The organism is Actinotignum saccati, from assembly GCF_051265055.1.
Lineage (GTDB): Bacteria > Actinomycetota > Actinomycetes > Actinomycetales > Actinomycetaceae > Actinotignum.
In genome coordinates, this window is the sequence record NZ_JBOZCC010000003.1 from 250,467 (window position 1) to 271,210 (window position 20,744).

The window sequence follows — 20,744 nt, forward strand, 5'->3', positions numbered from 1 at the left end:
AATGAGTTACGCACGCACAATCAAAGGTGATGTGGCGCCGGAGACCCTCGGGGTTGTAAATGCGCATGACCACTTGATTCGTACGGGAGCCGGGGAAGTGTACATTGACCCCGATCATTTGCTGGCGGATGTGGACAAGGCCGTCGAAGAAGGAACATACTTTGCCGAGGCTTCGCTGAAGTGGAGTCCTCACGGCGGCACGGTTGTGGACATGTGTCCGGCTAACTCGGGGCGTGACCTGGAGAAGTTGCTGGAAGTTAATAACCGGGTGCCGAATCTGCAGGTGATTGCCTGCACCGGTTTCCACCGCGAAAAGGTCTACCTCGAGACCCGTTCGCACTGGGTCAGCCGCTACACGGTCAACCAGATTGCCGACCTGTTGATTAAAGACATTACAGAAGGTATCGACCGTTTCGACTACTCCGGGCCTATCGTGGAACGCACCAAGATGAAGGCCGGGTGTATCAAAGTCGCGACTTCCTACGGCATGATTACCGATTTTGAATACAAGTGCATGCGGGCATGCGCTATTGCTTCCATTGAGACAGGTGCACCGATTAACACGCACACCACGTACGGCACCTGCGGGATTGAACAGGCTCGGGAGCTCATTAAGCTCGGTGTGCCGGCGGACCAGATTGCCATCGGCCACATCCAGCGCAATGCCGATGTGTGGTATTTGAAGCAAATCCTCGATACCGGAGCCTGGCTGGAGATTGACGGCACTCACCGAATCAAGTACCAACCGGATTCCAACCGGATCATGGAGCTGCGCGAACTTGGAAAACTGGGATACGGCAAGCGGATTATCCTGGGAACCGACTCGGGTAAGGCCTCCTATCAGAAAGCCTACGGTTCCGTGACAGGGGTTGACTTCAATCCTGCCGTGGATGGACCTCGCATGCTCGACGAAGGTTTTGATCGCGCTTACGTGGAAGACCTGCTGATGTACAACGCGCAGCGCTTCTTCACCATGCGTAAGGACAGCTAAGATGCGGCCACAACTGCAAATTGCCCTCGATACCTTAACTATGGAAGACGCGCTGGCGCCCCTGCAAAAAGCGCACTCCCAGATTGACATTATCGAGTGCGGCACCATCTTGATTATCAATGAAGGCCTACGGGCAGTGCGAGAAATCCGCGCTTTGTTTCCCGAAAAACCGATTCTGGCCGATGTACGCATCGCGGAAGCGGGTTCCCTCATTGCCCGGAATTGCTTCGAGGCGGGAGCGTCGTGGGTGTCCTGCGTGGCGGGTGCATCGCTGACCACTATTGAACAGGTGGTCAAGGTAGCCGAAGGTTTCCACGGCGAGGTGCAAGTGGAACTGGCTGAGGAACACTACACCCTGGAAAAAGCCCGGAAGTGGGCGGATATTGGGGTGAAACACGCCATCGTGAAGCGCTCGCGTGACTTGGAAGCCGCGGGGAAACTCACCTGGGGACCTCATGACTTCGAACGCATCGCGCAGTTGAAGGAACTCGGTTTCACGGTAACTATCACCGGAGGGATGAGCGTGGCTGACCTCGACGCATTCTCGGGGCAATACCCGGATATCATCATCGCGGGTCGCACTATCACCCAGGCCGAAGATCCCCTGGCGGCCGCCACCGCCCTGCAAACCAAGATAAGGCAGGTGTGGAACGCGTGACGCAGCGAAAAGAATCCACTGTCACCCTGGGAATCTACGAAAAAGCCTTGCCTAGCACAGATGACTGGGGTGTATTTTTCCGCAACGCCAGGGAAGCTGGGTTTTCCTTCGTGGATCTTTCCATCGATGAAAGCGTCGAGCGCATGAAGCGCCTCGAGTGGGATTACCGCCAACGGCAGAACGTGCGGGAAGCAGCAAGGCAGGCCCATATCCGTTTAGGGGGCATCTGTCTTTCGGCGCATCGGGCAGTCATGCCTGGTTCACAAGACCCGCAGATGCGCCAGCGAGCCCTTGAACTGTACCGGAAAGCGATTGATTTCTGTGTGGACATGGGTATTCCGGTCGTGCAAGTGGCGGGTTACTACGCCTACTACGAACCTCACGACCCCGATGCGGCGCAACGCTACCTGGAAACTCTTGCCCTCGCCTTACCCTACGCGGAACAACGCGGCATTATCCTCGCTATCGAAAATGTGGATGGGAACGACCTCGCAGCTATACCTGACGTGGTCAAAGTTCTCGAGCAGCTGCCCTCGCCCTGGCTGCGCATCTACCCCGATATCGGCAACATTGCCGAACACGGCGGGGATGCAACCAGCGAATTGGCAGCGGGGGAAGGGCGCATGGTCGCTTTGCACGTCAAAGACGTACTTCCCGGACAACCTCGACGGATACCGCTGGGCGAGGGATGTGTCGATTTCCCGGCAGCCTTCCGAGAACTCGCGCGTCAGAACTGGAGTGGCAGAATCATGCTCGAAATGTGGAACGACGACGCTCCGGACTCAATCGCGAAGTGCATCGCCGCACGCGAATATCTTGAGGTGCTCCTGAGGCAATCAAACATTATCGTCATTCCCCCAGAAAGGACGTAACCGTAACTATGCTCGAGCAATTACGCGAAGAAGTGTGTGCCGGCAACTTAGAACTACCACGTCACGGATTGGTTGCCTGGACAGGCGGGAACCTTTCCGCCATTGACGAGGAAACCGGCTACATCGTCATTAAACCCTCGGGGATGCGCTACGAAGACATGACACCCAAGGACATGGTGGTCGTGGCTCCCGACGGCCGGGTAGTGGAAGGGGAACACGGACCGTCCTCGGATACGAGCTCACATCTCTATATCTACCAACACAAAAAGGATGTCAAATCGGTCATTCATACTCATTCCCGCTACGCCACCGCATTTGCGGCGGTAGGGAAACCCATCCCCTGTTGCCTAACAGCCATCGCGGATGAATTCGGCGGCCCTATTCCTTGTGGAGGGTATGCCAGAATCGGCAGCGATGAAATCGGAGCGGAGGTCATCCGTTCCATCGGGGATTCCCCTGCCATATTGATGAAGCAGCATGGCGTGTTCACTATTGGTTCGTCTATTGCCAAGGCGCTACAAGCTGCTGTGATGGTAGAGGATGTGGCTCGCACCGTCGCGATCGCCACCGGCCTCGGGCAGATTGAGGATCTGCCAGCTGAGGAAGTATTAGCCAATCATGATCGTTACCAAAATCGGTACGGCACTATGAATGCAAGTTTAGGAGTTCGACAATGAAGTACGAATTAACCACCATTGGTGAAGGTCAGATTCGGCTGACCTGCCCCAAAGGAGAACACCTCGTTTCCTCCCGGGGATTAAAGATGACCGCCGCGTGTTCTGAAGCGAATGTTGCCGGATTACTGGCCCAGCTAGGCAAGAAAACGGCTTGGTGTACGGTACTGCCCGAAAGCGGCCTTTCCGAAAGGGTTCTCTCGGAATTCCGTTCGGCCGGGATCGACCTGTCTAACGTAGTGATGCGGAAAGAAGGGCGGGTGGCACTCTATTTCCTTGAACCAGGCGAGATGCCGCTACCCGGCAAGGTCACCTATGACCGTTTACACACCCCATTTCGGGACATTGACATCGACGATGTCAACTGGGATGACATGCTAGATACCAAGATGGTGTTCGTCACCGGTATCACTGCTGCTTTGACGGAAAAAACCGCTAAGGTATTGACCTACTTCGTTGATCAGGCCCATGAGCGGAAAATCAAAGTAGCGCTTGACGTCAACTACAGATCCCTCCTGTGGGACGGCGCCCAGGCACGTAAGGTGCTAGAACCGATTGCCCGGAAGTCTTCCATCGTGTTCTGTTCCCGCAGGGATGCTGGCTCGGTTTTCGGGCTCAAGGGTAGCGGCCCGCAAGTTTGCCACGACCTGCGCGAATTCCTCGAGGTTCCGGTGGTTGTTTCCACGGATCAACTGGACGGCACCTATTCTTCTACCGCTGAAGGCGAGAAGGTCTACGACGTGGAACGTGTGCCCGTGATGGATCGGCCCGGGGCCGGAGATTCCTTCGTAGGCGGTACCTTGTATGGCTATCTCAATGGCGATCTCGATGCCGGGGTACGGATTGGGATGCGAACCGCGAAGATCGCGCTAACACATCACGGTGACTTAACCCGTATCAGCCACGGCGAACTGGAAACTGCCGACAACTCTGACATCTTGCGCTAGAAGTGGCGACGTGTAAAGGAGAATTAATGATGAGTAGTTCTGTAACTGCAATGCAGCAAGTTGACTCCCGTCCGCTAACCCGCAACCAGCGCAGTTTGATCGGCATGACCGTGGTGGGTAACATTTCGGAGTTCTTCGATTTGTTCCTCATTGGCTTCGTCATCGCCCTGTTGATGAAAACTCCAGGCTGGGAACTCACCGGAATGCAAGCCGGCATCATCGGAGCGGCTTCCGGCGTGGGTACCGTAGTCGGAGCGATTATGTGGGGCCGCCTCGCCGACAGCTTCGGACGTAAAACCGCTTTCATTAGTTGCATCGTGGTTTTGGTGGTATTCACGGCTCTGTGTCTGACCATCACGCCCGGTCAATGGCTGTTACTGGCTCTCTACCGCGTTGGTGTGTGCATCGGGGTTGGGGGTCTGAACATCACTTCTATCCCCTATGTCCAGGAATTCGTTCCCGCGAAACAGCGTGGCTTACTCTCTGGTCTGACCTCGGTTTTCATTCCTCTGGGTATTTTCTTAGGGTCCTTGGCAACAAAGTTCCTCGGTGAACCCTTGGGATGGAAAGGACTCATTGCCCTGGGGTGTGTACCCGTTGTTCTCGTGGCGTGGGCCTTCTTCGTCCCGGAGTCGCCGCGCTACCTGGTGTCGCGCGGTCGGGTGGAAGATGCACGCAAGGCCTATGCCTGGGCACTCCAGATTCCCGTTGAAGAAGTGGGTGAGCTTCCTGTTTATGAACAAAAGCAAGCGGCATCATACGGAGTTATTTTCACCAAGTATCCCAAAGCGTTGGCGATTGTTACCTTTGGCTCCTTCTGTTTCATCTTAGGTTCCTTCACCATTCAGTCCTGGGGACAGGCCATCCTCGGCGAATCCTTCAAGTTCGATATCTCCACGGTGGTCTACATGTTCATGGGTGTTTCCCTGGCAGATCTGCTCGGACGCTTGGGCTCAGCGTGGATTTCTGACCGCATCGGGCGGCGCACAACCATGCTGATCTGGGGCGTCCTTGGCGGTATCGGCTGCCTAATTGCGGCCTTTGCCAGCCAAATGGATGGATACTCAGCCGGGATTATCTTCTTCATCGGCATCCTCATTGCCATGGCCTTTGGTGACGGCGCCTTCGGTATCTTGAACGCCTTCGGTGCCGAGCAATTCCCCAACGAGGCTCGCTCCACCGGGCTCGGCCTGGGGTACGGGATAGGTGCCACGGCAAAGATATTCGGTCCCTACATGGTGGGAGCGATGATCGGAGGAGGTAAACCGACCCCGGAAGTGGTTCTGGTGCCCTTCGTCATCTTCGCGGTATTGCTCTTCATCGGCGCGGGCATCTATATGTTCGCGAAAGAAACTAAGGCTTTGCAATTAGAAGAAGTCTAGTTTTCTTATGTCGCCATCCGTGATGGTGTAGCCTTGTGTTTCATCAAAGTCCTCCCGAGGAATGAACTGGCTAATTTGTCATTAACCAGGTTCACTCCTCGGGAGGTTCTGTATCAGGGTCAACGCAGGGCCTACATGAATGAAAATAATCTCCGTGCTGGGCCGTGCAATTCTCATTGCGCCCAGCACGCACGCCTCAGGCTAATAAATCGCGACCGGGCCGCAGGGGCCGGGGATCACGTCGATCTCCGCGTCGAAAATCGCGGAGAGGCGCTCCGGGGTCATAATATCCGCCGGGGTGCCGGCATCCATGACCACGCCTTCGCGCATGGCAATAATGCGATCCGAGTAGCGTGCCGCGAAATTAATATCGTGGATAACCAGCACGATGGTGCGGTGAAGCTCGTCCGCGGCCTGGCGCAGGTGGCGCATCATCTGCACCGAATGCGAAATATCCAAGTTATTGAGCGGCTCGTCCAGCAGCACGCAATCGGTTTCCTGGGTGAGGACCATCGCCACGTAGGCGCGCTGGCGCTGCCCACCGGAGAGCTCATCCAGGTAGCGCCCTTCCAGCTCGGTCAGCCCAAGGAAATCAATATAGCGGGAAATGATCTTCTCATCCTCGGCGGTCAGGCGCCCATTCGAATACGGGAAACGCCCGAAGCCGACCAGCTGACGCACCGTCAGGCGGGTAACGAAGTGATTTTCCTGGCGCAGAATCGCGAGAATCTTGGCAAGATCGGCGGATTTCGTCGTCGTCACATCAAGACCCGCCACCGCAATCGCGCCCGCGTCCATACGCATAAGCCGCCCAATCATCGTGAGTAGCGTGGACTTGCCCGCACCATTCGGACCCACCAGGGCCGTCACCCCGCCGTGCGGAATATCCAAGGTGACCGGGCCGATCCGCACCTCCGAACTGTAATCGCGGCGGGTGCCCTCCATACGGATCATCGGATCGGCGCAGCTCAGATCGGCCGCACGCAGATGCGGGGAGACCACCGGCGGCACCGGCGCGGGAACCTCAAGATGCGTGCCTGCTGTTTTCTTGCGGTGGCGCATTACAACCGCCCCTTTCTCAATACGACGACGAGGAACGTCAGGCCGCCCACCAGCTCAATAATGATGGAGACCACGCCTTCCGCCGAGAAAATATTTTTCATCACGAAGAAGCCACCCATGAGCACCGCGTAACCAATCACGGCGGCCATGGGGAAGAGGAAACGGTGATCGTAGGTATCCGCCGCCTGGTAGGTGAGGGTTGCCACGAGGAAACCGAAGAACGTCATCGGCCCCACCAGCGCCGTGGACACCGAGACCAGCACCGCGATAAGTGTGAGCGAAATGAGCAGCATCCGCAGGTGATTGACGCCCAGCGACACCGCCACATCGCGCCCCAGCGCAATCGCGTTGAGGGAACGCGAAATGAGGAGGAGCGCCAGGCCCGCCCCGAGCGCTAGCGGCAGCGCCGCCACGAACACATCCGAACGCGCATTCGCGATGGTGCCGAACATGCGCGCGGACAGCACATCAAATTCGGAGGGCGTGAGCATACGCTGCATAAACGCGGACAGTGAGCCCAAGCCAGTGCCGATAATAATGCCGATAAGCAGCATAATATGCAGGCTGCCGAGCTTACCGCGCAGCAGCCAGCCGTACAGCGCCAGCGCACACGCCACCATAATCGCCACCTGGATGAGGAAGGCCCGCACCCCGGTGAAAGCCACGAATCCGGCCACCCCGAAGAAGAAAATCGTGGAGGTGTGAATCACCGAATACAGCGACTCGAAACCCATAATCGACGGCGTAAGAATCCGGTTGGTGGTCACCGTCTGGAACGCGAGGGTGGCTAGCGACTGGCAAAAGGCCACCAGCAGAATCGAAAACACCGCCTCGGCTCGCATCCGGGTAATAATCCAGAAGCCCTCGCTTCCCACCGCCACCGGAATATTCCACACAAAATAGAGCGCGGTGAAAGCCACGCCGAGTAGCGCGATGCCGATGAGCAGCAGCCAGTAGCGCCGCCGCGCCCGCGGGGTCGCGAAGGCACCCGCGTGGCGGGGAGCTGCGCCCGTGGCACAAGATTTTTCGGGAGATTGTGGTACGACGACGCTCATGAGAGCCTCCGGCGCTGCCGCAGAATAAGGAAGATGAACACGGCCGCTCCCAGGGTGCCGAGGATCAGTGACACCGGGATTTCAAAGGGAGCGATGAGGGTGCGGGATACCAGGTCGCAGACCGTGAGGATCCCGGCCCCGAAAACGCACACCCAGGGGAGGTTGGAGCGCAGATCATCCCCGCGCAGCAGCGAAATAATATTGGGGACGATGAGCCCGAGGAAGGGAATGCGGCCGATCACCACGGTGACCACGCCGGTGGTCAGGGCGATCACCCCGGTGCCGAGCAGCACGATGAGGTTGTAATTCACGCCCAGGCCGGTGGCCACATCCTCACCCAGGCCCGCCACCGTGAGGCGGTCGGCCAGGATGAAAATAAGCACCGTGGCGATAAGAACGATCCACAGCGGTTCGTAGCGCCCGGCCACCACATTAGCGAAACTGCCCTGGAACCACACCCCTAGGGTTTGCAGGGTGTCAGTTTTGAGGGCGAAGAACGTGGAAATGGCGCTGACAACCGCGCCGAGCATAATCCCCACAATCGGCACAATCACCGAGGAGCGCAGCGTGACCCGGCGCAGCACCAGGAAGAAAATAATGGTGCCGATAAAAGCGAAAAGGATGGCGGCCAGCATCTGCTCGATAAGCGAGGTATGCGGGACCAGGAACATTACGACGAGCAGCCCGAGGCCGGCCCATTCGGTGGTGCCCGTGGTGGTGGGTTCCACGAATTTATTTTGGGTCAGCAGCTGCATAACCAGCCCGCACATGGCCATGGCGGCGCCGGCCAGCACCAGGGAGGCGGTGCGGGGGATGCGGGTGGCGAAGTACATGAATTCGCCACCTTCGTGCTCGGCGATATTGTAGGTGCCGGTGGTCATGGATAGGTAGACCAGGCCGGCCAGAATAATAATGCCGAGGGTCAGGGGCAGGGCGCGCAGCAGCCTGCTCGCGGTAGGTCTGCGTGAGGAAAGAGAACTCTGCGGTGGTGTTGTCATGGGCGTACATGCTGCGGGGGGCGGGTTCCCGGCCCCCGCAGGTTGGTTAGCCTCTAGCCTGAGCTACTTGGCGGCCTTGAAGGCCTTAGCCAGGTCGTTGAGGAATTCGATGTAGGTTTGCGGACCTTCATTGACGTAGGTATCCGCGGGCATGGTCAGGATCTGCTTCTTCTGCACCGCCGGCACATTGGCCATGGCGGGGGAGTTGGTTACCAGATCAGCACCGTGAGCTTCGTTGCCTTCGCCCACGCCGGCATCGCGGTCCATAATGAGGATCCACTCGGGGTTGGCCTGCGCCAGAGCTTCGTCGGAAACTTCGTCACCCTTGTGGTTCGAGGTTCCTTCACCCAGATCGAAGGCCGGGGTGAGGTTGAGGAGCGGGTAGAGCGGCCCGAGGGTACGGCCCACGCCCGGGGCGAGGTAACCCATCTTGCCACCGTTGGTGTTGATGGACAGCACCTTCTGGCCGGCCGGGTAGGCATCGCGCGCGGCGGCAATCGCGGCATCCAAGTCCGCGTTGAGCTTGGCGGCTTCCTTTTCCTTGCCGAAGATCTTGCCCAGATCCTCAACGTCCTTCTTCATGCCGTCCATGAGCAGTTCGCCGGACTTATTGGCGTCCGCATCCTGTTCTTCCTTGGGTAGCACGATATTCATATCGATAATCGCGGCGTTCGGAGCGGCAGCCTTGATCTTGTCATAATGCTGGGCGAAGCGCTGGCCCACAATAACCAGATCCGGGTTGGCCGCGGTAATCGCCTCGAAATTCGGTTCGCGGTGGTTGCCGATATTCACGACCGAGTCATCCTTGACGTACGGATCGTCCTTCGGCATCACATCCTTGGGGGCCGCGAGGAGCTTGACGCCCCATTCATGCAGGGTTTCGAAAGTGCGGTTATCCAGGGAAACCACGCGCTCCGGATTGACCGGAACTTCGTGGGTGCCGTGCGAATCCGTAATCGAAACGCTGCTGGGGGCTTCCGAGGTGGCCTCAGCGGCGGGTTCTGAAGCGGCGGCCGAAGGGGAGGAGGTATCCTTGGCCGAGTCATTGGAGCAAGCGCCCAGAGCGAGGGTGCCGGCAGCCACAAGCGCGAAAAAGCCGCGAACTGTCTTCTTCATCGTTTACCTTTGCGTAGAGTAAAAAATTGTTAGGGAAGGAAGTCCTAACCCATCCATGAGTGTACTTATACGGGACACCATAATTCAAGGCTATGTGCATAATGCGGCATTATGCCAGTTCCGCGCTGTGTATAGACCTTAACTAATATGGCATCTTTTGGAGACACTGTCACGGAACAGGGTTTCGGGGTGGTCGCGGTGCTGGCCCGCTAGGACCTCGGGCCGGCAGGCCGCGCGGTAGCGCGGCGTCGTCGTCGTGCTACGTAACGTTCCCGCGGACCGAGGCGGGGTAGAAGCACCTCGGCAGCAAGATGTGGAACGGATCTTGCCACCGAGGTGCAGTCGCTGTGGTGTATAGCCACTGGCGAGGGATAGTTATGCACCCCGGTGAGAATTCGGGAGGCCCGCGCCCGCGGTACTACTCTTCAAGGTTACGCTACCGAAGGTTAGTGCGGCGGGAACGGCGCCCCGGGATATGTCACATCTGTGGATAACTCAACAAACGTTGATTGGCCCCAGCACGCCCGGCCCTGGCGTTCTTAAACGCAGCTACTTAGCCCAGCTGGCCTAGTCCCAGCGCTCTTCCGGGCGAGCCGGATCCTGCCACACGGTGTGGAACACGCCCTCGGTATCGAGGCGGCGATAGGTATGCGCCCCGAAATAATCGCGCTGGGCCTGAATGAGATTGGCCGGGAGGCGTTCGGCGCGCACGCCGTCGTAGTAGGCCAGCGAGGACGCGAAGGCCGGGATCGGCACCCCGCGCTGCGCGGCGAATACCACAATCCGGCGCCAGGCCTCAACCGCCCCGGAAATCTCGGAGCTGAAATAGGGGTCGGCCAGGAGGAGCGGGAGATCGGGCTGGCGGGTGTAGGCCTCGGTGATGCGGTCCAGGAAAGCCGCGCGGATAATGCAGCCCGCGCGCCAAATCCGCGCCATCGCGCCCAGGTCAATGCCCCAGGAATTCTCCAGGGAACCCTTGCGGATGAGCTCGAAACCTTGGGAGTAGGCCACCATCTTGGAGGCGTAGAGGGCCAGGCGAATATCCTCGATGAAGCGCTCGCGATCCTCCACCGTGACCTCGGTGGTGTGCCCGGGCAGGGCGCGGCCGGCGGCGCGTTCGGCGGCGTCCCCGGACAGGCTGCGCGCGAAGGTTGCTTCGGCGATCCCGGTGGCGGGCACCCCGAAAGCAGCGGCGTTTTGCACGGTCCAGGCCCCGGTGCCCTTCTGGGCGGCGGCGTCCGCAATCACATCCACGAGCGCGGTGCCGGTGGTGGCATCGCGCTGGCGCAGCACCTCGGCGGTGATCTCAATGAGGTAGGAGTCCAGTTCGGTGGAATTCCAGCGCTCGAAAACGTCGCCAATCTCCGCGGCGCTCATGCCCAGGGCGGTGCGCATCAGGTCATAAGCTTCCGCGATGAGCTGCATATCCGCATATTCGATACCGTTATGCACCATTTTTACGAAATGGCCGGCGCCGTTGGGGCCCACGTAGGTGCAGCACGGTTCGCCGTTCTTGCGCGCGGCAATCGCCTCGAACATGGGGCCCAGGCGATCATAGGATTCGCGGGTGCCGCCGGGCATAATCGAGGGGCCCTTGAGCGCGCCCTCTTCACCGCCGGAGACCCCGGTGCCCACAAAATGCAGCCCGCGCGCGGAAATCTCCGCTTCGCGGCGCACGGTATCGGTGAAGAGTGAATTCCCGCAATCCACGATAATATCGCCCGGCTCCATGAGATCGGCGAGTTCCTCAATCACCGCATCGGTGGGCTTGCCGGCCTTGACCATAATAATGGCCACCCGCGGGCGGGCCAGCGAGGCCACAAAATCCGCCATGGATTCGCTCGGGTAGAACTCCCCTTCGCTGCCGTGCTCGGCCATCACCCGCTCGGTTTTCGCGGCGGTGCGATTGTGGATAGCAACTTTGTAGCCGCGGCTGGCGAGGTTGCGGGCCAGGTTCGAGCCCATCACCGCCATCCCGGTCACTCCGATATCTGCAACGCCAACGGGCGGGGTGGGAATAGACATGCGGCTCCTTCTTCTACGACTTCTCAGAACGCCTGATTGAGGTTTCTAACGGATCTATTCTAGAGTCCCGCGCGCAGATCGTGGATGCGTGTTCCGTTCGCTTCCGTGGTGTGCGTGCCGACTTGACGCCCGGGCCACCGCCACGGTGCCGGGCTCCGGTGCCGAGAGTGGGAAGAACGACGACGCCGCCACTGCCGCTCCCGCCACCTCTGCCGCGGCTGCTGGTGGGGCTGCGCCACCCGCCCCGCGTCGTCGTAAGAAGTGTGCTGCGCGTTATTCCTACGGCGTCACGTTTCTGCAATACTGTGAGGTGAAGAACCACCATCCAACGAGGAGCCGCGCGATGGAACAGGTAAACGAATATGCCCTGGCGGTAGGTCAGCAGGTTAAAAAATACCGTGCCCACCAGGGGCTTAGCTGTGAAGACTTAAGCGGTAAAAGCGGCGTTGCTCTGCCTGTGCTCACCAGGCTTGAGGCAGGCATGGGAGACGTAAACGGGGCGGATGTTTTGCTCCTAGCGGCTGCGCTGGGCGTAGGGGTTGAGGCTATTTTTGGCCGAACACTGATCCAGGACGATATTACTTTTGCTGCGCGCCCGGGCGAAAAAGACGGCGCCATGAAAAAGATGCGTGATGCGGCTTTCGATTACTTCGCTGCTTTGCGTATGGTGACAGCACCATGAGTGCCGAAACTGATGGGAGTGGCGCGGCGCTCCGTCTCCGGGAAAAATTCGGTTTGGGCACTGATCCGATTAGCGACATTCTTGAGTTGCCGAAACTCCTCCACGTGGATGTTTTGTGTATCGCCGTAGGCGGTGACGAGCACGGTCTCACGGCGAGGGACGAAGAAAACGACTCTTTTGTTTTTGTTGTTAATAGCGCTCTGCCTTACGCGAGGTTTCGTTCGACAGTTGCTCATGAAATAGGGCATTTTGTCTTTCAAGAAGATCTCACTAGTGCAAAGAATCATGGCTATTCGGGGTCGTCGGAAACTCGCGCCCATGCCTTTGCTCGCCACTTGCTTTTACCGTTATCTGCCACCGAAACAATCTGCGCTCAGCAGTCCGGATATCCGAAGAAGGCGTGGCTCAATAGCCTTGTGCGGGACTACGGTGTCTCGTCTCAAATTGCTGCCTTCCAGATGTCTAACGCTGGGCTGATTGGTTCGAAGGAACTCAGTGAGCTCAGGCAGTATTCCACGAGGAAGCTTGCGGAAGAATACGGGTGGATAAGTCAGTGTCTTGCCCGGGAGGCTTCTGTTTCTCAATCTTCGCAAAGACCTCCGGTGTATTTACAAGAAAAAGCTAAGGAGGCGTTCGCGCAAGGAAAAGTTACCGCTGAAGTGGTAGCTGAGATTCTAGGAGTGGATGTGAGCGCTTTAGGTCCTCCACCTTCGGTTGTGCACCACGTCCCAGATATATCTAACGACGACATCTCTGGTTTGATGTGATTATCCTCTTCGACACCTGCTCCCTTTTGCATTTCTTGGCCTCCGGGGAGCATGGCATCCTCACTTCTTGGGCCAAGAAAAAGGGTGCGATCCTAGCGGTTTGCGAGCAGGTCGAGAAAGAACTTGTGCGGGTGATGGCACGCCCGAAGTTCGCTCGGACACTCGCGGATGCCTGTTGGCGGGAACTCCGAGGGAGTCTGACGGTTCTATCGGATTCAGTACTTTTGTCTCCGGCGATGAATCGGGCCATTACTGACATTTGTCGCCGCAATCGTCTCGACGGTAGACCTCCAGCTAAAATTCTTGAGGATGGAAACAACCTCGGAGAATTTCTCACCGCAAGCCACGCTCTTTACGCCGCGCGGCAGGGGGACCTTGTGGTTGTTGTTATCGACGATAGATACGGCCGCCAACTTGTTTCCGTGGCGAAAACATATTTGCCACGCCCGAGTGCGGAAACCGGCTCAATTTTCGCTTCGTGTGTGAGGGACGTTGTCAATGCTGCGGATACTTCTTGGTTCAGCAGCGGTATAACCCCGGGCGAAGCACTAGCGCGAATGGAAGAGATTGAGCCTGTTCCCCGTTGGTTTTAGGATCTGGATGTTTGCCCATAGCAAAGCCATCAACTATTTAAGGACTAGGGATATCGCCGAAGATGACGGGGCGGGTGGCACAGCCACCCGCCCCGCGTCGTCGTCGTTCCTATGTAGTGACGTTCCTATGTAGTGACCTACTTATTTAGTTACCCAACGCGGCCGCAACCACGGCGCGTGCCTCTTCCTGAACCTGGGCGAGGTGCTCCGGGCCGCGGAAAGATTCGGCGTAAATCTTGTAGACATCCTCCGTACCGGAAGGCCGGGCCGCGAACCACGCGTTTTCCGTGGTGACCTTGAGGCCGCCAATCGCCGCGTGGTTCCCGGGTGCTTCCACCAGCTTCGCGGTAATCGGCTCGCCGGCCAGTTCCGTGGCCGTGACGTCCGCCGGGGAAAGCTTGCCGAGCTTGGCTTTTTCTTCCTTCGTGGCAGGGGCGTCGATCCGGGCGTAAGCCGAGGAGCCGTAGCGTTCCACCTGCTCATCGTGGAGCTGGGAGGGGGACTTGCCGGTCACCGCGGTGATTTCCGCCGCGAGCAGATCAAGCACAAGCCCGTCCTTATCCGTGGTCCACACCGAACCGTCCTTGCGGAGGAAGGAAGCGCCGGCGGATTCTTCCCCGCCGAAGCCGATCTCGCCGCTCACCAGGCCGGATACGAACCACTTGAAGCCCACCGGGACCTCCACGAGAGTGCGGCCAATGCCGGCCACCACCCGGTCGATAAGCGAGGAGGACACTAGGGTTTTCCCGACGTTCACCCGCTCGGACCACTGCGGGCGGTGGGTGAAGAGGTATTCGATGGCCACCGCGAGGTAGTGGTTGGGGTTCATGAGGCCGGCATCCGGGGTGACGATGCCGTGCCGGTCGGAATCGGCGTCGTTCCCGGTGGCGAGGTCGTACGGGGCGCGGCCGCTCGCATCCGGTTCCATGCGGTGGAGCAGGCCCGCCATCGCGTAGGGCGAGGAGCAATCCATGCGGATCTTGCCGTCCCAATCCAGAGTCATGAAAGGCCAGGCCGGGTCCACCTCGGGATTGACCACGGTCAGGTTAATACCGTAGCGGTCCGCGATTTCCTGCCAGTATTCGGCCGAAGCGCCGCCCATCGGGTCCGCGCCAATGCGCACGCCCGCCTTGCGGATCGCCTCGAAATCAATGATCGTATCCAGCGCGGTGACATACGCATCGCGGAAATCGTAGGTGCCCACCTTCGCGACCGCATCCTCATAGGGCACGCGGGCGATGTTCTTCCACCCCGCGGCGATGAGCTCATTGGCCCGCGCCGCGATCCACTTCGTGGCATCGGTATCCGCCGGGCCGCCATTGGGCGGGTTGTACTTGAAACCGCCATCGCGCGGCGGGTTGTGGGACGGCGTAATAACGATGCCGTCCGCCAGGCCCGGGCCGTCCAGGCGCAGCGCGTGCGGAGCGCCGTTCGCCTCCAGGATGGCCAGCGAGACCGCCGGGGTGGGAGTCCACGAGCCGCGAGCATCCACCCGCACATCAGCGCCGTTGGCTACCAGCACCTCGATAGCGGTTTTTTCCGCCGGGAGGGACAGCCCGTGGGTATCACGGCCCACGAAAATGGGGCCGTCATAGCCTTGCTTAGTGCGGTAGTCCACGATCGCCTGCGTGGTTGCCGCGATATGGGCTTCATTAAAGGCGCCATCGAAAGCGGAGCCGCGATGGCCGGAAGTTCCGAAAACCACCTGCTGGAGGGGGTTAGTCGGATCGGGTTCGATATCGTAATATGCCGCCACCAGCTCATCAACATTGATGAGATCTTCGGGGCGGGCCGGGGTTCCTGCGCGTTCGTTCATACATTGAGTATCCCACGAATTGCGCTCCAATCGCGGGACTTGTTCCGCGGGTGGATAACATCGTCGTTCCTGCCGTGCGTACGGCTGTGTTCGGTGCCCTGCGCACGGCTGTGCGCGGCTTCTGTGGCGCTAGCGAGTTCTTCGCGGATATTCCCCCAGTGCCCGGCGCGTGCGGCCAGTGGAACTTCCTCGCCGGGAGCAACCGGCCCGGGTGCGGTGGAGCGTTCCCCGCGGGTGGCCGGCCCGCCGAAAGGCGCACCACCCAGGGCTTCGCGGCCGTGCGGGCTGAGCCACCCGGAGGTATCCGGGCCCAGCGGCACGATCTGGTTGGGGTTTACGTCCAGATGAACCCGGTAATAATGCGAGGTGATGTGCTCAAAATCCACGGTGTCCCCGAAACCGGGGGTCTGGAAAAGATCGCGCGCGTAGGCCCAGAGCACCGGCATCTCGGTCAGTTTCTTTTCATTGCATTTAAAATGCCCGTGGTAGACGGCATCGAAACGTACCAGCGTGGTAAAGAGGCGCACATCCGCTTCGGTGATGTGGTCACCCATGAGGTAACGGCGGCCCTCCAGCAGCTCGGAAATATTGCGCAGCGCGGTGAAAAGGCGCAGGTAGGCGCGGTTATAGGATTCCTGGCTGCCGGCGAAACCGCAGCGGTAGACGCCGTTATTAATCTCGGTGTAGACATAGCGCATGAGTGCGTCCATGGGCTGGCGCAGTTCCGCGGGGTAAAGATCCGGGGCGCCTTCGCGGTGAAAATCGCGCCACTCGGTAGAAAAATCGAGCGTCATCTGCGCAAAATCATTTGTGGCGACGGCGCCGCTAGCAAGATCCACCAGGGCTGGAACCGTAATTCCCAAGGAGAAATTCGGGTCGCGGGCCAGGTAGGCATCCCGCAGGAAATGGATCCCGAGCACCGGATCCACCCCGCCCGCATCACGGTCAAAAATCCAGGACCGCTCATCGTGGGTAGGGCCGGGTATGCCCAGTGATATAGCATTTTCCAGCCCGAGCAAGCGGCGCACAATCAGCGTGCGATTCGCCCACGGGCAGGCGCGCGCCGCGATGAGACGGTAACGCCCAGGCTCCACGGGGAAGCTGGCACTGTCGCGGCTCACGCGCGTGGTGATATAACGAGCGTCGCGGCTGTAGCCTTCGCCGCGGCGTGTAAATGTTGCTCCGATGGTCATATTCGCCTCCCTGCGCGTTGATGAGTATGGGGTGTTGATCGGGGCATCGGTCGCTGATACCCCCTGATCGTTGAAGAATATATCAGATTGGGTGGGTGGGGGCCAGGTCTTGAGTTGGTTAGGAAACGGAGTGCGCGGGAGAGTGCCGCTTCGGGGCGATTTTATGTGTCTTATGCGCATTTCGTTGAGAGTTCTGTCCGGATTGTTCGCTTCACGAACCTCTTCGTCTAGGTGGTCTGCTGCGGCGGCGGAGATGGGGGCATGTTTTCCTAAGGTGCGTGTCTGTGTTGCAGATGCGGTACGGGTGAGCGCAACTGTGACTGAAAGCATATTTTATGTATAATGAATAGTAATGTGCCGCGCGAATGAAGTGGTGCATGCCGTAAGGCTCCAATGACTATTTCAAGGAGGAAAGATGTCAATTGCAACAGGAACTATGCGTAAGACAATTGCTAGCGTAGCGTTGGGTGCGCTCGCTGCAGCAGGTGCATTGTCACTCACCGTTGGGGACGCGCAAGCATTGGGCGGTAACTGTAGCGCGTGGCTTCAAAGCGACGTTGGTGCTACGTGGGCTGAGGGAAGTTGCTCGTCGCTCAATTCGGATACCAAAGCAAGGGTGACCTTGGATTTGGCGTCATTCCCGGATTTCCATTCAGCATGGTTCACTAAGCTGAACAAGACTTACCGGACGGGTGCCTGGTCTGCTTCAATGCGCATGGGCTGGCCGCGGGATGCCCGAATCGATTATGGGCGGCGGTAGATAATATCAATAAGGGGGGGGGTGAGGGGGACTGTTCCCCCTCATCTCTCTTCATAACTAAACTAAGTAAAGGGGCTTGCGGCAATGGCGGTAGACGTGATCGGGCTTGATTTCGCATATAAAGCCCAGCAGGAACAACGCATTATTTTTTCGGGTGCCGCGGCGAGCTTTTCGCCGGGGTGTTTTTATGCGCTCATGGGCCCTTCCGGTTCCGGCAAAACAACGCTCTTCCGCATTCTTGCCCGCGAGTTAGAACCAGATGCGGGAAAAATAGTCATCGCAGGCAAAGACCTTACCAGCATTCCACCGCGTGAATTGCGTGCTTCAGTCATGTGCCGGATTTTCCAGGACTATCTTCTCATTCCGTTTTTATCACCCCTCGACAACCTTCTTCTAGCGGCTGAGATCACCACGGGCCGCTCAGGTAAAGAAGATAAAAAACGTGCGCTTGAGCTTTTAGACCGCGTGGGGCTAATGGAGCATGCGTATAGGAACGTTGATTTACTCTCGGGTGGTGAACAGCAACGAGTCGCTATCGCACGAGCATTAATGGGCTCGGCGCGAATCCTCCTTGCGGATGAACCCACCGGGGCGCTCGACCGTGACAACACTGAACATATAGCTCTTTTACTCGCTGACCTGGCTCACGAAGAGGGCCTTATTGTTATTGCGGGTACTCACGATAGCCAGTTCGCTGCTCATGCCGATGCCATTGTTCGCATCAGTGAGCATCAGCTGATTCTGGAGTCATGATCATGGGCAAACAGCGCGTCCTCCTCATCCTAAAAATGGCGGGGCAACGTTCTTTCGCTACCTTGCGAACCGCAGTCCTGGCGCTTATTGCCGTAGCGCTAGCGGCCACGGTGGCTGCCTGCGTATCCGCACATGGGCGTGCGGTGGAACGTGGTGCTACGGCTTCGTTTGGCTCGTATTTCCAGCAAGTGACGGGAAATGCCGCAGTGCAAAGCTATATGGAAAAGCTTGGAAGCAGCGGTCGCGCGGTGGCCCTTTCCCGAACCCGGGCGAATCTTCTCTCTACACAAACTCAAAGCGCCACGGTTGCTGATGTGACTATGACCAGCGGTCCCGCGAACATCGGAGTATTGCGCCAGGGAAGTTATCCGGTGCGACCGGGGGACATCTCCATCAGCGTGGAAGCTGCACGGCAACTGCATCTGAGTGTGGGTGACGTTCTTGAAGTCGTCGATACTCAGGCCACAGAAGGGGAGAATACCGGAACCGATACGGAATTCCGGGTGAGTGGCGTGACGGAAAACCCCGCCTCCATTCGGGAGCTAAGCGCCGTCGCATTGACGGATAACTCTGATGTACTTGGTCAAGCCGATGTGTGGCTTACCAATGAATCGTTGGCGCCGATTGAAGTTGAGCTTACCCGCGGTGGTGGGCAGGCGACGACGGCCGCGGTAACGTCGGCACGAATGGGCGCATACACACTCAGCAATCAGACTATCCCGCCACAGCTGGCATGGTTTATGGGCTTAGTGATGCTCAGCGTGGTGATTGTGGCTCTCTACGGATCGGGCCGGTCGCGAAGGCGTGAGATCTACCGGATCCTCCTTTCTCTGGGTGATACCCGGTGGAAGGCTTCCGCAACAACGTGTGCATCCGCCACCGTGACCGCCCTGGCCGGAGGAATTCTCGGGTGGGGTAGTGCTGCCGCTGTACACGTGAGCTTTGCTGGGGTCCTCGGAGAGTATGTCGAACAGCGCTGGGAAGAACCGGAATGGGGAGCCATTAACTCAACAGCGGTAGCGGTGCTTCTTCTCATGCTTATCGGTGGTGTGCTCGCCGCTGGTGCGACGGTTTTCTTCGAGGCACACCGGCACCGCAGCAAACTGCACGGTGAGATATTTTCACGGCGGCTGTTATTGGGGATTGGGATTATCGGCACGGTGCTCACCGTAGCTTTCGTTGCAGCACGGCAACTGTATATCTTCCCTTACGGGCACTACGCGGCGATGATTGCGGGTGCTTTGAGCATTCCGAGTCTCGCCTACGCACTTCAGCCTGGAAGCCGGCGTTACCCTGTTACCGCGCGCTTGGCACAGCGGATGCAGAAAATGGCGTTATTGGGTATGGCTGTGGTTTTTGTTCTTTCCTATTACGGTTCCCTCTACGCGAGTAGTGTGGCGGTGCTGAGTAACTGGACTAGCCGTCAGGTGAGCGGCGAAACAAGTTATCTCTCCATCACGGGTGCTAATAAAAACGCAGTCGATAATCTGATGCAACGTTACCCAGAAATCTCGGAGCGCACCGCTATTTTCGGTGACGTAGCAACACACGACCGGATGTATAGAATTGTGGATTCTGCGGGAGCTCCGTGCATTAAAAGCGCATCTGATCTTGGTGATTGCCCTACCGTGGCGCTGGATCTGGTCATGGTCGCTTCGGGTGGGCTTCTTGACCGCGGGTACGTTAACCACGCTCCGGCTTCTTTCGTTTCCGAAAGTGGGGCGACGACGCTACTCGGAATCGCGCTCTCTGACGGGCAGGTAACCGGGACTTTTACGGCTGATGGGCTCATCGCGGATGATCGCCTGGAAAATAACGTGCTCAGCGGTTTGATTCTCGCACCCGATTCTCCGCTACTCACGCAGTTAGGTGTGGGGGAACCATATTCTTATACGGTCATTATTTTTGGCTTCGGAAGCCTTTCTGATGAAGTCCGCGACGGTATCCGTTCCACAGTTTTATTAGAAGCGCCTTTCGCGTTCCTTGTTGATCCAGATGAACCAGGAATACGGCAATTGAAGGCGCAGGCGGTAGTACGCCAGCTGCTGGCCCTGTTGGTGGCCCCCATCGTTCTGCTAGCAACAGTGACGGCCGTTGTCTCTGAGCAAACGACGGAACGTCGGCTCATTGAGCTGGGCGGTGGAGGGAATCGCGCTCGTTGGCGTTTGGTGGCCCCGTTGATCACCAGCTACGTGCTCAGCCTCGGCTCCGGGGCTGTTCTTGGACGGCTGGCCGCAATGGACCGCCTGCCCTTCACATATTCTCCGGTGACGCATGACTATGGATGGTTGTGGGAGCTCACGCTCGCGGGGTTGCTTGCCGTACTTCCGGCGCTGCGACTAGGAATTCGACCTTTCGCAGAAAATGAGAACCGTCGGTGATCTCCCTAGCCTATCGCTT

At 58.5% G+C, this 20,744-nt stretch carries 17 protein-coding genes; 10 read left to right on the plus strand and 7 right to left on the minus strand.

Annotated features, from left to right (window positions below):
• The first annotated feature begins 1 nt into the window (after position 1).
• The 6 genes from ACRQEC_RS03890 to ACRQEC_RS03915 are packed head-to-tail and all read left to right on the plus strand — an operon-like array spanning position 2 to position 5,524.
• The gene (locus ACRQEC_RS03890; protein WP_026429010.1) at positions 2-991 is read left to right on the plus strand and encodes a phosphotriesterase family protein; all 990 of its coding nucleotides are present in this window, start codon (positions 2-4) and stop codon (positions 989-991) included.
• A 1-nt stretch (position 992) separates the two neighbouring features.
• Positions 993-1,649 (plus strand): 3-dehydro-L-gulonate-6-phosphate decarboxylase, encoded by a 657-nt coding sequence (locus tag ACRQEC_RS03895; RefSeq protein ID WP_087070059.1) that lies wholly within the window; start codon positions 993-995, stop codon positions 1,647-1,649.
• Positions 1,637-2,521, plus strand: a complete 885-nt coding sequence (locus ACRQEC_RS03900; protein WP_234984425.1) for an L-ribulose-5-phosphate 3-epimerase — start codon at positions 1,637-1,639, stop codon at positions 2,519-2,521. The genes ACRQEC_RS03895 and ACRQEC_RS03900 overlap by 13 nt, the downstream gene beginning before the upstream one ends.
• A gap of 8 nt (positions 2,522-2,529) precedes the next feature.
• On the plus strand, positions 2,530-3,198 hold the full coding sequence (locus ACRQEC_RS03905) for an L-ribulose-5-phosphate 4-epimerase (protein WP_026429007.1): 669 nt from the start codon (positions 2,530-2,532) through the stop codon (positions 3,196-3,198).
• Entirely contained in the window at positions 3,195-4,142 is a 948-nt protein-coding gene (locus ACRQEC_RS03910; protein ID WP_087070058.1) for a sugar kinase, read from the plus strand. The genes ACRQEC_RS03905 and ACRQEC_RS03910 overlap by 4 nt, the downstream gene beginning before the upstream one ends.
• Before the next feature lie 29 nt (positions 4,143-4,171).
• Positions 4,172-5,524, plus strand: coding sequence for an MFS transporter (locus tag ACRQEC_RS03915; protein ID WP_087071139.1), 1,353 nt, complete (start codon positions 4,172-4,174; stop codon positions 5,522-5,524).
• Positions 5,525-5,725: 201 nt separating this feature from the next.
• Here the strand turns inward: ACRQEC_RS03915 and ACRQEC_RS03920 are convergent, their stop codons facing one another.
• The 5 genes from ACRQEC_RS03920 to gndA all read right to left on the minus strand — a co-directional run bounded on the left by ACRQEC_RS03920 (position 5,726) and on the right by gndA (position 11,780).
• On the minus strand, positions 5,726-6,478 hold the full coding sequence (locus ACRQEC_RS03920) for an iron ABC transporter ATP-binding protein (protein ID WP_026429004.1): 753 nt from the start codon (positions 6,476-6,478) through the stop codon (positions 5,726-5,728).
• Positions 6,479-6,585: 107 nt separating this feature from the next.
• On the minus strand, positions 6,586-7,641 hold the full coding sequence (locus ACRQEC_RS03925) for an iron chelate uptake ABC transporter family permease subunit (RefSeq protein WP_087070057.1): 1,056 nt from the start codon (positions 7,639-7,641) through the stop codon (positions 6,586-6,588).
• Positions 7,638-8,639, minus strand: coding sequence for an ABC transporter permease (locus ACRQEC_RS03930; protein ID WP_026429002.1), 1,002 nt, complete (start codon positions 8,637-8,639; stop codon positions 7,638-7,640). Before ACRQEC_RS03930 ends, ACRQEC_RS03925 begins: the two co-directional genes overlap by 4 nt.
• Positions 8,640-8,702: 63 nt before the next feature.
• Positions 8,703-9,755 (minus strand): siderophore ABC transporter substrate-binding protein, encoded by a 1,053-nt coding sequence (locus ACRQEC_RS03935; protein WP_284896028.1) that lies wholly within the window; start codon positions 9,753-9,755, stop codon positions 8,703-8,705.
• Positions 9,756-10,322: 567 nt separating this feature from the next.
• The gene (gndA, locus tag ACRQEC_RS03940) at positions 10,323-11,780 is read right to left on the minus strand and encodes an NADP-dependent phosphogluconate dehydrogenase (RefSeq protein ID WP_435734853.1); all 1,458 of its coding nucleotides are present in this window, start codon (positions 11,778-11,780) and stop codon (positions 10,323-10,325) included.
• A gap of 343 nt (positions 11,781-12,123) precedes the next feature.
• Here gndA and ACRQEC_RS03945 point away from each other — a divergent pair, with 343 nt between their 5' ends.
• Positions 12,124-12,462, plus strand: a complete 339-nt coding sequence (locus ACRQEC_RS03945) for a helix-turn-helix domain-containing protein (RefSeq protein ID WP_284889791.1) — start codon at positions 12,124-12,126, stop codon at positions 12,460-12,462.
• Complete coding sequence (locus ACRQEC_RS03950; protein WP_435733382.1) at positions 12,459-13,229, plus strand: ImmA/IrrE family metallo-endopeptidase; 771 nt, start codon at positions 12,459-12,461, stop codon at positions 13,227-13,229. Before ACRQEC_RS03945 ends, ACRQEC_RS03950 begins: the two co-directional genes overlap by 4 nt.
• Before the next feature lie 738 nt (positions 13,230-13,967).
• On the opposite strand, the gene pgm is transcribed toward ACRQEC_RS03950, so the two are convergent.
• On the minus strand, positions 13,968-15,638 hold the full coding sequence (gene pgm / locus ACRQEC_RS03955) for a phosphoglucomutase (alpha-D-glucose-1,6-bisphosphate-dependent) (protein WP_284889789.1): 1,671 nt from the start codon (positions 15,636-15,638) through the stop codon (positions 13,968-13,970).
• Complete coding sequence (locus ACRQEC_RS03960) at positions 15,635-16,831, minus strand: glutathione S-transferase family protein (protein ID WP_284889788.1); 1,197 nt, start codon at positions 16,829-16,831, stop codon at positions 15,635-15,637. Before ACRQEC_RS03960 ends, pgm begins: the two co-directional genes overlap by 4 nt.
• Positions 16,832-17,675: 844 nt before the next feature.
• Between ACRQEC_RS03960 and ACRQEC_RS03965 the strand changes: the two genes are divergently transcribed.
• Positions 17,676-18,344 carry an ATP-binding cassette domain-containing protein gene (locus ACRQEC_RS03965; RefSeq protein ID WP_284889786.1) on the plus strand — a complete coding sequence of 223 codons (669 nt, stop codon included), beginning with the start codon at positions 17,676-17,678 and terminating at the stop codon, positions 18,342-18,344.
• Positions 18,341-20,725: an ABC transporter permease family protein gene (locus ACRQEC_RS03970; RefSeq protein ID WP_284889785.1), complete on the plus strand. Its 2,385-nt coding sequence runs from the start codon at positions 18,341-18,343 to the stop codon at positions 20,723-20,725. The genes ACRQEC_RS03965 and ACRQEC_RS03970 overlap by 4 nt, the downstream gene beginning before the upstream one ends.
• Positions 20,726-20,744: the final 19 nt, after the last annotated feature.